This window comes from Pelagicoccus sp. SDUM812003 (assembly GCF_031127815.1).
Taxonomy (GTDB): Bacteria; Verrucomicrobiota; Verrucomicrobiia; order Opitutales; family Opitutaceae; genus Pelagicoccus.
Genome location: NZ_JARXHY010000001.1, coordinates 545396 through 560268, shown reverse-complemented (window position 1 = coordinate 560268; position 14873 = coordinate 545396). Strand labels below are relative to the sequence as shown.

15 protein-coding genes are annotated in these 14873 nt (G+C 57.6%); 9 read left to right on the top strand and 6 right to left on the bottom strand.

Annotated features, from left to right (window positions below; translation table 11 throughout):
* Positions 1-27: 27 nt before the first annotated feature.
* Positions 28-702, bottom strand: coding sequence for a hypothetical protein (locus tag QEH54_RS02260; RefSeq protein ID WP_309016992.1), 675 nt, complete (start codon positions 700-702; stop codon positions 28-30).
* An 87-nt stretch (positions 703-789) separates the two neighbouring features.
* Positions 790-954, bottom strand: coding sequence for a hypothetical protein (locus QEH54_RS02255; RefSeq protein ID WP_309016991.1), 165 nt, complete (start codon positions 952-954; stop codon positions 790-792).
* A gap of 79 nt (positions 955-1033) precedes the next feature.
* On the opposite strand from QEH54_RS02255, the gene QEH54_RS02250 reads away from it, so the two are divergent.
* The 3 genes from QEH54_RS02250 (at position 1034) to QEH54_RS02240 (ending at position 4044) form a co-directional block, all read left to right on the top strand.
* Positions 1034-1339 carry a hypothetical protein gene (locus QEH54_RS02250; RefSeq protein WP_309016990.1) on the top strand — a complete coding sequence of 102 codons (306 nt, stop codon included), beginning with the start codon at positions 1034-1036 and terminating at the stop codon, positions 1337-1339.
* A gap of 75 nt (positions 1340-1414) precedes the next feature.
* The gene (locus tag QEH54_RS02245; RefSeq protein ID WP_309016989.1) at positions 1415-3136 is read left to right on the top strand and encodes a sialidase family protein; all 1722 of its coding nucleotides are present in this window, start codon (positions 1415-1417) and stop codon (positions 3134-3136) included.
* Between the two features lie 2 nt (positions 3137-3138).
* Complete coding sequence (locus QEH54_RS02240; protein WP_309016988.1) at positions 3139-4044, top strand: metallophosphoesterase; 906 nt, start codon at positions 3139-3141, stop codon at positions 4042-4044.
* Between the two features lie 39 nt (positions 4045-4083).
* On the opposite strand, the gene QEH54_RS02235 is transcribed toward QEH54_RS02240, so the two are convergent.
* Positions 4084-5205 carry a PQQ-dependent sugar dehydrogenase gene (locus tag QEH54_RS02235; RefSeq protein WP_309016987.1) on the bottom strand — a complete coding sequence of 374 codons (1122 nt, stop codon included), beginning with the start codon at positions 5203-5205 and terminating at the stop codon, positions 4084-4086.
* Positions 5206-5490: 285 nt separating this feature from the next.
* On the opposite strand from QEH54_RS02235, the gene QEH54_RS02230 reads away from it, so the two are divergent.
* Positions 5491-6945, top strand: coding sequence for a hypothetical protein (locus QEH54_RS02230; protein WP_309016986.1), 1455 nt, complete (start codon positions 5491-5493; stop codon positions 6943-6945).
* Between the two features lie 60 nt (positions 6946-7005).
* On the opposite strand, the gene QEH54_RS02225 is transcribed toward QEH54_RS02230, so the two are convergent.
* Together QEH54_RS02225 and QEH54_RS02220 are read right to left on the bottom strand one after the other, a co-directional pair.
* A complete protein-coding gene (locus tag QEH54_RS02225) occupies positions 7006-8622 on the bottom strand; it encodes an agmatine deiminase family protein (protein WP_309016985.1) in 1617 nt (538 codons plus the stop codon).
* Between the two features lie 46 nt (positions 8623-8668).
* Positions 8669-10288: an agmatine deiminase family protein gene (locus QEH54_RS02220; RefSeq protein WP_309016984.1), complete on the bottom strand. Its 1620-nt coding sequence runs from the start codon at positions 10286-10288 to the stop codon at positions 8669-8671.
* A 26-nt stretch (positions 10289-10314) separates the two neighbouring features.
* Here QEH54_RS02220 and QEH54_RS02215 point away from each other — a divergent pair, with 26 nt between their 5' ends.
* The 4 genes from QEH54_RS02215 (at position 10315) to QEH54_RS02200 (ending at position 13010) form a co-directional block, all read left to right on the top strand.
* A complete protein-coding gene (locus QEH54_RS02215) occupies positions 10315-10539 on the top strand; it encodes a hypothetical protein (protein ID WP_309016983.1) in 225 nt (74 codons plus the stop codon).
* Between the two features lie 20 nt (positions 10540-10559).
* Positions 10560-10994, top strand: a complete 435-nt coding sequence (locus QEH54_RS02210; RefSeq protein ID WP_309016982.1) for a hypothetical protein — start codon at positions 10560-10562, stop codon at positions 10992-10994.
* 25 nt (positions 10995-11019) lie between these two features.
* A complete protein-coding gene (locus tag QEH54_RS02205; protein WP_309016981.1) occupies positions 11020-12069 on the top strand; it encodes a hypothetical protein in 1050 nt (349 codons plus the stop codon).
* A 161-nt stretch (positions 12070-12230) separates the two neighbouring features.
* A complete protein-coding gene (locus QEH54_RS02200) occupies positions 12231-13010 on the top strand; it encodes a hypothetical protein (protein ID WP_309016980.1) in 780 nt (259 codons plus the stop codon).
* 112 nt (positions 13011-13122) lie between these two features.
* On the opposite strand, the gene QEH54_RS02195 is transcribed toward QEH54_RS02200, so the two are convergent.
* On the bottom strand, positions 13123-13593 hold the full coding sequence (locus QEH54_RS02195) for a hypothetical protein (protein ID WP_309016979.1): 471 nt from the start codon (positions 13591-13593) through the stop codon (positions 13123-13125).
* A gap of 300 nt (positions 13594-13893) precedes the next feature.
* Here QEH54_RS02195 and QEH54_RS02190 point away from each other — a divergent pair, with 300 nt between their 5' ends.
* Positions 13894-14859: an ADP-ribosylglycohydrolase family protein gene (locus QEH54_RS02190; protein ID WP_309016978.1), complete on the top strand. Its 966-nt coding sequence runs from the start codon at positions 13894-13896 to the stop codon at positions 14857-14859.
* The last annotated feature ends 14 nt before the right edge of the window (positions 14860-14873 follow it).

The window sequence follows — 14873 nt, the reverse complement described above, 5'->3', positions numbered from 1 at the left end:
AGAATTGATCTACAACAAACCCCGGGCCTACAGCCAGCCGGCCAACTCGAAGGCCCGCTTGCAGCGATCATAAGCGTCGTCGCGAATCGGCTCGCCATGACCCACGACCACTTTATCGAACGGCCACTCCATCACCTTTCGGACGGATGCCCGAAACGCTTGCTCATCCTTGATCGCAAGTTTCAACCGTCGCGAAGTGCCTGGAGCGCGCTCGGGGCCCAGACCGATGCGGAGCAAGGCCGACGACCAAAGCGAATCGACCTTGGGAAAATTCATAAGCAAATCGCAAACGATCAAGGTACGGCTCGACAGATGGAAGAACACGTGCTCGTTGAAACTGCTGGCGCCCTCGAGCCGCACGACCTCCACCTCCTGTAACCACTCATTGGGTACAGGCATCAAAGGCTTTCGATTGAGGTCATCGATTTCCGGAAACCCTTCCGACACCAGAAACGCTGCGCTCGGAAACGCTGTCTGACCTTGCCTCGAATAAGTGTCGTGGTCGACCATCGGGTCCGTGATCCAACGAACCTCTCCGCGCGATCGGATCTCCCCCATCTGACTTTGAGAAAACGGAGCGGTCGAATGAAGCAACAACTCGCCGGAAGACAGTCGAATCACCGTAACGTTTCTCCCGACATTCACGCCCAGAGCCTTCAACTCGAACGGCATCACCCAAATGTCTTCAGCTAGCTTCTCCATAACTTGATCCTACAGCGCTTTAGAAATCGCACAAACATCGACGCGCAGACGGGATCGACAAACCCCATAAACAGGCCTTGAGAAGCATCACGGATACCGCTCGTCCTTCTCTCTCGCCGGTCTTTCGTCCTTCGAGTCATCAACGTCACCCACGTCCGATACGTTGTCCTGAATCAACACATGGATAAGCAAACCTCCAAGGCAGAGAAAACTCACCAGCAGCCCGATAATCAGCAGAGCCAGATCACTCATGACGCCCCCTCGCTAGTAGCAATGCCCCGGCCGAGCAGATCGAAGGTACCCAGATTCCAACGAAGATCCCCTGCTCCCGATGTCCAGAAAACCAAAGGTAGTTGGCAAGGAGGAAGGAGATGAATGCGGCGGCGAAGAACATGACTTTGACGCGCCTTGTGGAACTCATTTTACGTTTCATGATATCAAAAAAACAAATTACTCGAAAATTCGCGAACATGAACTGAAAGCGTGGTGCGTTCCTCCAGCGTTCATTGCCCTCTCTGTACAGGCTTACGATTCGCCTCGCTGTTCTATTGAAGGAATATCTTCGATAGGGCAGATCGCGGATCGATCCATCGAACCGCCGCTCAACGCGAAAGGTGGGATGCAAGATGCCTTTTGACCGGATGAACGTTACGATTTCGCGTCACCGCGGAATAGCGCTTTCGCTCCCGCGGCGACTAAATACCGTCGGCGCGTGCTTTGGAAAAACCTATTCATTCTCATCAAATTTGCGATCATTGCCCTTGCCGCATCCACCTATGCGGAGCCCGCGTGGCGCATTCGACAGGACATAACGGAGCCGCTCAACTCCAACGCAGGCTGGGCAGCGAAAGCGAACGAGCCCCTCTCGGTCGTTTGCGATCTACCGTTTCGCTTACGCCTCGAATGGGAGACACCCGAACACGAGCAAGCTGGCATGCCAGGCCTGATTCTACAGTATCGAAGAAATGGAGACGAGGATTGGATCGAGATAGGCGCCTACGATTTCCCCTACCCTAAAGGCGAGGAACCACGCTCGCCAAGGGTTAGCGTGGTAGCCACTTCCGCCTATTCCCATGGCCAGCCGACGCGTGACCTGCTCGATGGCTCTCGGCGTCCTTTCGCTGGCGGAAGCGGCGTCAACCTCGCTGCCGCAGCCCCGGTCTGGTCCAGAAAAAAGGGTCACATGGAATTCGAGTGGCCTTTAGTGATTCGCCGCTGGATAGACGGCGCGGAAACCAACGAAGCGGGCGATCGTTTCGACTTTCGTCTCGCGTTCGCCACAGGCGAACCCGTGGAAGGGGCGCCTATCGCCAGCGTCGAACTCGCTGTGCCAGCCGGTCACGTAGGCGGCACCTTCGTGGAGACGCCCGGACGCATCGGTCCCTGGCAAGCGCGCAACGGCGACCTCTATTTCATCATGGAACCCGCGGAAAGCAGCAACCTGTTCATGATGATCAAATCGAGCGATGGCGGGAAGAGCTGGAGCGAGGTCGACGGGGAGAATCGTCCGGCGACGGATGACCTGGAATCCGTGGACGGCCGCATGACAAACGGCGCCATACAAATCGTTCACCAAGTCACCAAGGCAGCGTATCGCCATGTTTTTCGCACCTCGGATCACCCGACTCATCCCGACACCTGGGAACTGACTGACGAGCCCATCGCTCGAGAGCGGTCCATCGCCCAAGCCGCTTCACTGGTGGTTCGTCCCGATGGCAGCAAGGTCGCTTTCTACGTCGGCGAAACGCTTCGCTACAGCGTTTGCCCGGCAAACGGCACCTGGGGTCCGAGCCAAATCATCGATCCAGAAGCCGCCCCTTTCCTTGCTGGCCCACAAGCAACGCTCGGCGCCGATTCGACGATCCACTTGGCCTATTTCGGGGGCGATGGCACGATTTGGTACCGAAAACTAAATGGCGAAAACGAACTCAGCTTCGCTCAGCGAATCGCCAGTGGCGTTGGCACGGAGCGAGACGCCTTTGGCTCGGTCCTTCCCCTGGTGTATTTGCCCAGCAATGACACTGTGGTCGTCGCCTACCAGCTAGCCGATCTGAAACTTCGAGAGCGGCGCATCGACTCGCGTGGCGAAATCAGCCCTGCGGTACTGATCACGGATCGCGCCGTAGTGCGAGAGGCAGCTGATTCCCAGCAGCCAGGCGCCGATCTCATTCGATTTGGAGAAAACGTTTGCCTGCTGTTCATCGATGACGCATCCGGCGAGATTTTTAGCGCGACGGACCGCGATGGCTGGGGGGAAGCGACACTGAGGGTTCCCAACGTCTCTGGAAATTGGATACGGTCGTCGGCAAGTCGAACGAACGAAGGCGATTTCATCGTTCGCTACATCTACGATGCAGGCTCAGGAGGCGGGGCTGGCATGAACCGCTACGGAGAGTTTCTCATCGAATCGACGCCAACCAAAAACGAATACTAGACATGGCAAGACACGACGCGCATCGCCTCATCGCACTGCTCTTCTCGGTCTCACTGGCGGTTTGCGAACCAAGCCAAGCGGAAGAATGCGAAAAGCCGCTTTTCCAATTCGGGGCGATCGCGGACTGTCAGTATCGGAATGGAACCTCCGAAAGAAGAAAGTACGATCTTTCTCCGCAGAAGCTCGCTTCGTGCATCGAGGATTTCAACCAGCAGTCCCTCGCTCACGTCGTTCACCTGGGCGACTTTATCGACACCGGCTGGGAAAGCTACGATGTCGTGCTTCCGATCACCGAGCGATCGATTGCCCCGTTCTACCACGTTCTCGGCAACCATGACTTCTCGGTCGAAGAAAGGTTCAAACCCCAAGTCCCTGCTAGACTCGGCCTAAGGGATCGCTACTACGATTTCGCCATCGGGAAATGGCGCTTCCTCATTTTGGATACAAACGATCTCAGTCTGTACGCTTATCCGAAAGGAAGCCCTGAGCACGAGGCCTCGCTTGCCTACTATGAGGGCCTCAAAGGAAGTCCCCCTTCCTACAATGGCGGCATCGGCAAGCGGCAGCTCGACTGGATCGAAGCGAAGCTTAAGGCGGCTCAAGGAGCGGGGGAACAGGTCATCCTCCACAGTCACCACCCCGTGTATCCAATCGAAAGGCACGCCGCTTGGAACGCGAAGGAAATCGTAACGCTGCTCGAACGCTACTCCTGCGTCGTCGCATACATAAACGGCCACAGGCACGACGGCGCGTATGGCTTCAAAAGTGGCATTCACTTCATCACGCTGAAGGGCATGGTGGACACCGAAGAAACCGCCTACGCGACGGTGTCGGTATTCGAAAACCACATCGAAGTGAAGGGAGTAGGACGGCAGGACGACTACGTGCTGGAGATCCCCGCTCGATAGCTCGTCCCGCCTTCGGAAACCGCGAAACGAACGCTCGCCCTACTCTGGTAGGATGCGATAGATGCCGCGGCCTTCCAGAGAAACGTATAGGTAGCCGTCAGGTCCCTGGCGAACATCCCGCAAACGTCCTTGTCCGTCCAAAAGCTTCTCACGTTTTACCACCTCGCCGTCTTCGATCTCCAGCCGTTCCAGATAGGCGAACCTCAACGCTCCCACCAGCAAGCTGCCTTTCCACTGCGGATACCTGTCGGAGGTCACAAAGGCCATGCCGCTCGGGGCGATCGAGGGTACCCAAAAGAAAAAGGGCGCCTCCATGCCGGGCATCGACGTCTTATCGGTGATCGACGTGCCGCTGTAGTTGATTCCATAGGTCACCACCGGCCATCCGTAGTTCGCACCCTTCTTGACGATATTTATCTCATCGCCGCCGCGAGGGCCGTGCTCGTGTATCCAAACTTCGCCCGTCTCCGGATGGATCGCCATTCCTTGCGGATTGCGATGGCCATAACTAAAGATCGCCTTCTTCGCCCCATCTTCGTCGACGAACGGATTGTCCTCCGGAATCGTACCATCATCGTGAATACGGTAGATTTTACCCCCGTCTCGAGTGATATCCTGAGGATTGACGTCGCGATCTCCACGATCCCCGATCGAAAAGTACAGCATGCCCTCCTCGTCAAAGGCCATGCGCGATCCGAAGTGATGCCCCCGCTCGGAATTGGGCGTCGCCTTGTAAACCGTTTCCTGCTCCACGAGGCGACCGTCTTCCAACTTCGCTCGCATGATCGCGGTGTTGCTGCCGGGCTGGGCGCCTTCGGGCGATGAGTAGGAGAAATAGATCCAACCCGTTTCCTCATAGTTCGGATGAAGGATCACGTCCAACAACCCGCCTTGCCCGCCGGCCCTTATTTCCGGCAGACCCGCGACCTTTGACCCCTTGCCCTCCTTCACATGGAACAGCTCGCCGGATCGTTCCGTCACAAGCAAGCTCCCGTCAGGCAGAAACGCCATTCCCCATCCGACGACAACGTCTGACGTGACGAGCTCCATTTCGACATCGGAGCCCTCAGGGACGGAAAGAGGGACTTCGGTTTCGATCTGCTCGGCGCAACCTGTGATGCAAATAAAAGCGGCTGAAAACGTTGATAGAAAATACTTCATGTCGTTCGAATACATAAGCGGGTTGAAGGCGTGCGAACGCAGCGGCAGAGCTACGCCCAGAGGGGGAACGTACCAAGATCGAAAGCTAAGGCAAAAAAAGTGATTGTCTTCGATCTCGTTTCACTTCGCCGGGCGCGCTTCCCGCTTGGTCGAGCGAAAGCAACGTTGCGAAATGCCGCTCCGCTCGATGTTTCGATCCGTCCTCGCTAGCGGGTAGTCAAACAGAGCACCCGCAGGTCTTCTTGCAGAAGCATGGAGGCGAAGCGGTCCCTACTTTCCAAACACATGCCCAGCGCCTCCCAAAATCACCGCACTGCCCCATGGCCCTTCACCGGCATCGCTCTGTCTTGGGCCCTCGCCGGCGGGATCCACCTGCTAACCTTCGCATGGATTCTGCCCATTAGCTGGGAGGGCATTCTCTACGGAGCGACGCTGGCGCTTTTGCTGACTCGGCCCAACTCCCTTTCACGCTTCTTAGCCTTTCTCGCATCGACAGCGCTCGTTCTCGCCCTTAACTACGATAAAGCGTCGAACCATCTTGTATTGGAGTTTTGGATAGCGGTTTCGGTTCTCGTCGCTCTTCTGATGTCCTGCATCCACCCTGCACGTCGAGCATCCTGCCAGCTGTCCGCATTCGAACGCATCGCCCCTCTGGTCCGAGGCCAATACCTGCTCGCCTTCAGCTTCGCCGCGTTTTCGAAGCTGAACACGGATTTCCTCGATCCGGAATGGAGCTGCGCCGCTTTATTCGCGGAGCAAGCCGCGCGTTTCCTTCGGCTGGATTCGAAGAGTTTCGGGCTGTTTGCTCTGGATCGGCCCAGCCTGCAGTACGCTGTCATCTACCTGACCCTTGCATGCGAGTTCGCCATCCCACTCCTGCTCTTGCTTCGAACGACGCGTCGCGACGGCATCTACCTCGCCCTGGGCTTCCACTTCGCTCTCGGATTCGTGCCAATACTCGGCATCGGCAGCTACTCCGCCCTATCGTTCACCCTGCTGCTGTTCTTTTTCCCAAAAGAAGCGCTCACTCGCCTCGATGCGAACCTCCGCAAAATCTTCCGCTTCATTGCCAGAAGCTCGGCGAGCGCCCGGCTGCTGCCATTCGCCTTCGTCCTACTACTCGCCTCCCTCGTGTACGCGCAGCATCGATCCTTCCACCCGGCGGCCTCTCCAGTGGCCTTGCTGGCATGGCTTCTCGTGTTCCTGCCCCTACTCGGCATCGCAATCGTATCCTTGCATAAAGCGCCACTGCCAAAAGCCAAATCTCTGAAAGGCTCGATTGGCGACTTGATCCCGCGCCCCAAACGTCTGCTCGCGCTGCACTTGCCTATCTTCGCGCTCGGAATCCTTCCCTACCTCGGCCTGCAAACGCAAGGCTCGTTCACCATGTTCAGCAACCTCCGAGTCCTCGGCGATCGTCCGAATCATCTCGTCGCGAGCTCGGCTATGCACATCTCTCCCCCGATTCTCATAGACGTGCTTTCCTCCAACCATCCCGATCTCTCCTCGTATCCAAATTCCGATAGACGAATCACGAGCCACGAGCTTCGAAGGAAGGTCGCTTCGACTGAAAAGGACTTCTATGTCCTGTGCGAGTTCGATGGTCGGATCGAACTGATCGGCCGCTTCGAGGGCGAGCTCACGCCACACCCGTTTCTTGAGCCGCTTCCGATCTTCCCCAATCGATGGATACGGTTTCGCGACGTATCCACATCGGACTCTTGCCCCTGCGTTTGGTAGGATTCTTTCGGAAGATCCACGAGACTGCATCGGCTCGGCGTCGAATGGCTGGCCGGGGCCTCAATCATCATGCCGGACATCCTCTGGACCAGCCGGGATCGACAGCGTCAAACAATGGATCGCCCCGGAGCGCTGCGCCATGAAATCGCAGTCCACCCAGTGCAGCTTGGCGTTGGGCAGCGCTTCGCGGTAGGCTGCCTCCACGGATTGCTCCAGCTGGACGAACAGCTCCACAGGCTCGTGCGACTTGGGTTTGTACCGCGGTAAAATCACCGCTTCCGCGCCGTTTCGATTTTTAATCAGAAGGGAGTTGGTGTAGCTGCGGTAGCCGATGGACGAGGGCACGTAGTCGGATCGCAACTGCTCGACCGACTCGCCTAGCACAGCCTTCGCAAGCAGCGTTCGTCCTTCGTGGCTTTCCGTCTCTACATCGGGTCCAACCAGGGCTCTGATGTGGGCGTCGATTCGCCGCTGGTTTTCCGCATCCTTCAACCCAGTCCGCGCGTCCTTGAGGTAGGATTCGAAGTCAATCCCTAGCCGCTCGCAGACCGACTCCACGATTCGCACGGTCAGCCACTGGCTGAAAACCTCATCTGAAACGGCGAGCAATGGTGGACTCGGAACGAGAATAACGCGTTTCTCCGGGAACCTGCTTCTTAGATACTGGATATTCGTATTGAAATTGTGAGCACACGTTCGAGCAATATATTCGAGGTAGGGAGTCGCGTCTTTCGTGGCGACTGGAGGCTCGGATATCAGAATCGTGTCAGAGGAGGTGAACTTCATCGTCATGTCGAGATGCTTGGCGGCTGCTCCGGGCGGAGCTTCCAGCACATGCAGGGACTTAGCCCTGAAATATTTCTCGAATACGCTCAGCATGCGCAGACGCTGCCCTCCGTTGCGCAAAAAGGTGTCCTCGCTGATGAAGATGTTTCCCAATCCATCGGTCAGAAAATCACCGCCTTGCAAATGAAGAGCGGGCTTACTCAACTCGCACTCCATCTCCAAGGTCTGCCGAAGGAAGCGAGCAATATGCACGGGTGCGAGATCATCCTTCCTACTGGAGTTGCGAAAGTTCTGAAATCGGCCGAAGGGACGGGTTCGCTCACGTCGTTCCAAGGAGCTTGGGAGGTTGGCGAACGCCTCCATCTCCGGCTCCAAAAGCCTGCTGACGGGATCGATCGAGACCAGGTATCCATCATCCGTATACGCAAAGATTGGAGCGTAGTCCCTGATCCAACTGGAGCGCGTATAGGTGGGCATGAAGAGCAAGCCGCCCGGGCCTAGGTCTTCTCCCAACCGTTCCCGCAACCGTTCTCTGAATCTGCCCAGCGATCCTTCTTCTACCGGATCGTAGCCAACGAGAAGCGGGACATAAGGAGTCACAGCCGTAGCCAGGTCCAAGTAAAGCTGCAAAATCTCCTCTACCTCCAGCGTTTCGCGAATGGATACGTTGACCGCTACGGCGCGGGCGGTTTCCCACTCCGTCGCGATTCGCCCTACAGGCACCGCTGGGGTTGGCTCGCTAACCGGCGAAAAGAAGCCCGGGCCGAGGTGGTTCAGCAGCCGAAGCTCTCCGTCCAGACGCGGTTCCTGCCTGATCTGCTGGCTCAAGCCGACAGAGCAGAAACCGAGAAGGAGAAGCGCGAGGGCTCCTGTTCCAAGAACCGCTTTCAAGAACCGCTCTGCAGAAAGACGTGCGACCCCCATCTCGTTTTTCTCCTCAACTGTCCTTTGACTCCGCTACCATCGGGATGGGCAGCGCGATGTCACGCAGGGTCCCGCCCCGGCGTCCAATCGCCTCCGCTTCGATCCAATGCAGTTCGGCGCCGGGCAGTTCGCGTTTCAAGAGCTGCTCGACGGTCAGCTCGACCTGTCGAATTCCTTCTTCCGACTCGCCCGCCAAAGCCCGGTATCGGGGCAGAACGATATTCGGTTGCGAATTGACGCCCTGAAAACGCAGATAGTTTCCGTAGCCCCGAAAGTTCACCGAACGCATCGATTCCCGAAAGAGCAGCGTCTCCAGCGACTCGCCAAACAAGGCCTGATTTGCCAAATCCAAGTCCCCTTCCACCGCTAGATCGACCGGCTTTCCCAGTCGCTCCGTGAGCTTGTTCGCGATCATGCGCTCAACCAGCTTCCGGTTCTCGTCGCCCGGAGCCAGCGCCTGATACACGGCGTAGTTCACTCCGACAAGCTGGCAGATCTCCTGCACGACCCTTGCGCGCACCCGACTCACGCTCTCCGCGGCATCCGCTTCCTGGATAGCGAGAGTGGGCAAGTCCACAACGCGGCTTCGAGGCAGGCTTCGCCGCAAGGTATTGAGATTCGCCTGCCTGATTTCCGTGAAGCTTTCCACCAATCGATTCGCGGCTGGACTCGCGTTCGCGACGCTCGGTGGAGGAAGCGGAAGCATGAACACGCTCGATCCCAAGGGTCGAAAATGCGTCGCCAAATCGATGGTCTTCACGTGAGACAGGCTCTCGAGGATGGTCACGCGCTCGACTCCGAAATATTCCCTGACCCGTTCACGCACGAACCGCGGCGAGCCTCCATTGGCGGTCACCACATTCTCCGAAACAAAGGCCCCACCATCGCCATCCACCATAAAATCTCCGCCCCGCAGGAAGAGAGGCGGCCGAGAAACCTCAGCCTGCTGCTGCAAATAGCTTCGAATCAATCTGCCAATCTGGAGGGGAACCTTCTCGTTCTTCCGCTCCTGCTTGTGGTATCCAAGAAATCGATTCAAACTCTCCTGCGTTTCCGCAAAGGCCTCTTCGTCTTCGTCCTCCTGGTCTACCGTTCGATAGATGGGGTCGATAGCGACCAGCTGGCTCTCGTGATCGAGAGCGAAGATCGGCCCGAAATCTCGGACGAAAAAAGATCGGCTGCCCGTTTCCAGATACCGGACGGAGAAAGGCGTCTCGACTGAGCCAATATCGTTTTCCAAGGTACGAAAAAGCTTAGGCAGCAAATAGGCTTCCTCCTCGTCGTATCCAATCCATACCGACACGTTCCGAGTGAGGGTTCCGATCAGTTCCCTGTAGAACAGGGCCAGCCCAGGATCAGCTGTCGTTTCCCTTATCGATACGTTCAGCAGCACGGCCGCTGCAGGATGCGCTTCATCGAGGGTCCGCTTGATTGGGATCGGCTTGGTGGGAAACGTCTGAGCGTTGAAAAACCCTGGCGGAAGCGTCGGAGCCTCATCGCTCGCGAACGCGGATTCTAAACGGTCCGCCAAAGCGGGCTCCGTTTGCCCGAAGAGACCGGGAGCGAAACCGACGGCGACAAACGCTACGGGTCGAACGACTTTCTTAATAGCGGACAAAGCTGCAGACCCCATTCGTTTTCCCTCCTATCGAGCATTTGATGATGATAGCTCTAATGCGATCGCGAATCGAATTGGCAACCACTAAAGGCGAGGCCGGGCAAATCGCTCACCAGCGCTCGAGAGACGAGTTGCAAGGGCACTTTCTCGATCAATCGCTCCTGGCGCGAAGCCTCGCCGCTTCCGATCTCGCCAAAGGCCTGCGACTCGCCCACTCTCGTGCCGACGATTGGAAGCGTCTCCGCCAAACGAACTGCCAACCTTAATCCAACGAACCCGTCTCTCCATGCCTACCCAGCCTTGTCCCGACTGCAGCCAACCCTTGTCCGACAAGGCCGAAGCGTGCCCGCATTGCGGATATCCATGCCGATCCAACAGTTCGAAGCCTACCAGCGGCTGGCGGGCCGCGATGAAAGCGAAGACTCCGATCAACGTGTTCGCCCTCGCTATGATGGCCTGCGCCTCCATCTTCGGCGCCAGCGCCACGCAGCTTGGCGGTGATTCGTTGATCGCGTTCACCTACGCTTTGCACATTTTCCTAGCGATATCCGGCATGTTCTTCGTCTGCCTTCTATTCTGTCGCTCCAGCATATACCATCCGGACGAGCTCGCCAAAGCCAAGCGGGCCGGCTTGGACTTGCCACCGGATAGACCTGGGCTGGCAGCCGCATTGATCGCTGTCATGATTTGTGGATACACGCTTTATCAAGCGTTCAACTAGTTTCCAACCACTAGCGCTTCGCTTCGTGCACCCGATCCAGCTAAACGCGTTTCCTAGCAGAACAGTCGAAATCGACGGAGATCCATGGCTGTACTTCGGAGGCACCGCCTACCTCGGACTGCAGGCGAACGCCAACTATCAGGAAATCCTGATTCGAAACATCCGTCGTTTCGGCGCCTCTTACGGAGCGTCCCGACTTTCCAACGTCAGGTTCCCGCTATTCGATGAGGCCGAATCCGTCCTGTCTCAATGGACTGGATACGAATCCGCGCTCACGCTGTCGTCCGGCTATCTCGCCTGCCAGCTGCTTTGCCAAACGCTGGAGGGATCGGGACACCCGCTATTCGCCCTTCCCAATTCCCATGTCGCCCTCCGAACGCTAAACACTCGCTCCGATTTCAATGGTATTCACCATCTCGCGACAACTCTAGAATCCTCGATCCGGTCCGGGTCAACGCCCGTACTTCTTGTCGACAGCATCGATTTCCACGGAGAGCTCTATCCGGACTTCAAGATGCTAGATGAATTGCCCATGGAGGATCTGATTCTTGTTGTGGACGACTCGCACGGACTCGGCGTGGTCGGCCCCGGCGGGCGCGGCTCTCTGCAGGCCCTTAAGCATCTCCATCCGCGCGAGCTTATCGCATGCGCTTCTCTCAACAAGGGACTCGCTCTACAAGCAGGCGTGATTCTCGGCCAGGAACATCGCACCTCTCAACTCCGCCAAACCCCCTTCTTCGCCGGAGCGTCCCCTTGCTCACCTGCCACTTTGGGGACCTTCCTCGAAGCGCTCGATCTCTACGAGACGCAAGCGGCCGTTCTTCAGCAACGCCTCGCATCATTCTCCGCAAAGGTAGATTTGAACCGATATTTCGAATACAATCCGGGCCACGCCGCTTTCTCCATCCGGCACGCGAGGGACATCGAGACGCTATCCCGCCATCGCATCCTAGCCACCCAGTTCGACTACCCCGCCCAGAAAAGGGCCAATCTCAGCCGAATCGTCATCAGCGCCGCTCACGGCGAAGAGGACATCGAAGCCCTCGCCCACTCCCTGGAAGACCCGTCCGACTAAGCTGGAAACTCGAGAGGCCGCGGACGAAGCCTTTGCATTTCTCAGGCCAACCGAAGGGAATTTACAAAGATTTTCCCAAATAAGTTTCTTGATGAAAGATTGGCTGTACCCAAAATCTCGACACATAAGCGCTACTGTGCGCTTCTTAGAAAAGAAATCGTATGAATAAGTCCATTGCGACCGCGTGTGCGGTTGCTGCAAGCTCGATCTGGTCGCCAGCGAGCGCTGAATATTCAGCTGAGGTCACTCTCGGCTACGAAAATCTCGACTCGAATTTTTCGGGTGAGGATCTTTACCTTGGAGGCGTCACGGTTTACACACGAACCCTCGACTACCTCGGTAAGACGCCTTACGACGAAGCTCCCTTCTTCAACCAAGTGGGGCACGTGGACCTGGTGTATGGCCTCGCCACGGGATTCGGCGATGATTTAGATTCCTATGGTCTCGCCTACACGCACCAGAACGCTGAAAGCCCGCACGGCTTCACCGCGGCCTACTTCACGACCGACGCGATCGACTCGTTCGACAGCTATCTGGTGGGCTACAACTACTTCCTCAAACAGGGATTCTCGGTGGGAGCGGAAGTTTCCATGGCCGACATCGCCGACGACAGAGCCTGGTCCTACGGACTGAACTCCAAGCGCATGTTCAGCCTGCAGAATGATCGCTGGCTCGTTCTCGACGGCGGCTTCGGCTGGTCCAACGATGGCGACGACGGCGACTGGACGCTCAACGCGCTGGCCACCTACTACCACACCGCTCGCACCGGTCTCGGTATCGGAACAACCACTACGGACAGGTTCGCCGACTACGACACGGTCCTGAGCGCCACCCACTACGTGAGGCCAAACCTAGCCCTGAACGTTTCGTACAACCACAGCTTCATCAAGAACGCCAACGACTCGGACGGAATCAGTCTCGGCGGCAAGTTTAGGTTCTAATCGTCCACAGCAGCTTTCTCACTTCAGCGGCAGAGTCTATCGCGACTCTGTCGCTTTTTCGTTTTCGCGGGCGCTTTCCGCGGGACGAGGCGATCCTCCGACCTTGAGAAGCTCAATCGATATCCAGACTTAGGATACGCCAACGCAGATCCCGAAACACCAATCGCGCGGAGAACTCAGAGGTGAAACCTTCCGCGGTCTCGATCCTGCCCTCCACCTCAATGTTCGGCCCGCGAAACGCGTTTTCCTTGATCTCATACCCATAGATATCGTTCGCGATCGAGATGTAGTTGGCGAAAACGTCCACTCGATCTTCAAAGAAGCCGCCAATCTCCTTTTCCGCTTTGCGTGGACTGGATTCATACATGTCCAACAGGCGCGCTCCCCTCTCGGCGTCTCCTTCCTTGCCCGCCATCATAAAGCGGTCGAGAGTATTGATCGCTCCGCTCAACTCCTGCGACACGGTCTCCTGATAGACCTCGAGATCGACCAGCGCCGCTTCCTCCTGAGCTGCCAAACGGAAACCGTTGGCGACAAGCAAGACGAAGAGCAGCGGTGCGTAGCTTGAAAACGGACGCTTCATGACAGGCAACAGGACGGGAGAGCTATACACAGGGATTCCCAAGCGCTGGTCAAACCGGAATAATGGCAGCCCCCATTTTTCATCCCGACGCGGAGGGGTATTCCCTAGCGAATGAACCTCCCACCTTCTAAAAGACTCGGCGATAGCCCTCGCAGCCGGAACGCTTCGACGCGAATCTCTCGATTCAAGCACTGCCGCGCGACCGAACAAACCAAGTTTGAGCAAGCTCCTCCACCTAGCGCGAATCCTGCGTGCCTGGCCTCAAGCGACCGAACCCTCGACACCCTAACGCCACTGATCATGCCTCTCGACGCACCGCCCGAACCCGCTTCCTCCTATCAGATCGCGCGCCTTCCCGCCTCATTCGCTCGAGACGTGGTCCTCACTGCGTTGGCCGCCGATGCGTATTGCCTGGGTCCGCACTGGATCTACGACCTGGACCGTATGGAGGAGCTCTATCCAAACGGCTTGCAAGGTCTCGACTCCCCCCGCTCGGAGTACCACCCCGGCAAGCAGCAAGGAGACTTCACCCACTACGGGGACCAGACGCTGGTCCTTCTCGAATCGGTCTCGGGCGAAGAAACCTGGAACAAGGACGCCTGGATGAGAGACTGGCTGACCTTTTGGCGAAGCGAACCGCAAAGCTACCTCGACAGCGCCACGCGGGATGTGCTCGACGCATGGGAGGAAACGGGTGAAGCAACCCCCTCCGAGAGTCACGATCTGGCAGGCGCCTCCCGCATCGCTCCGATCCTTTCGCTGCTATCGCAAGCGCCTCTGCCGACTGTCATCCAAGCTGCTCGAGAACAGACCGCAGCCACTCATTGCGACCCGACAGTGGTCGACGCAGCAGAGTTTTTCACACGCGCCACATGGAGGATCCGCAATGGGCAGGGCTTTTCGCAGGCGTTTGCCGCTGCAGCGACTTCGACCGACTACGACTCGGATATCGCGGACCTCTACGAGCAGGCAACGGCAGCGAACTACGCGACGCCCGAGCAGGCCGCGCTGGGCTTCGGGCAAAGCTGCGACGTGTCCAAAGCCCTCCCCTTGACCATCTGGCTCGCCCTCGCCTTCGAGCGCGATGCGGAGAAAATGATGAAAGAAAACGCCCTGGTCGGCGGCGACAGTTCCGCCCGCGGCATGCTGCTCGCCCTGCTCATCGCAGCCAACGGCGACTACCCCGACCTGCCCTCGCAGTGGACCAGCGGCATCAACCAAGTTCCCAAAATCGCCGCCTGCCTCGACCAGATCGCCACCGAGTAGCGAAAGCTGACGAA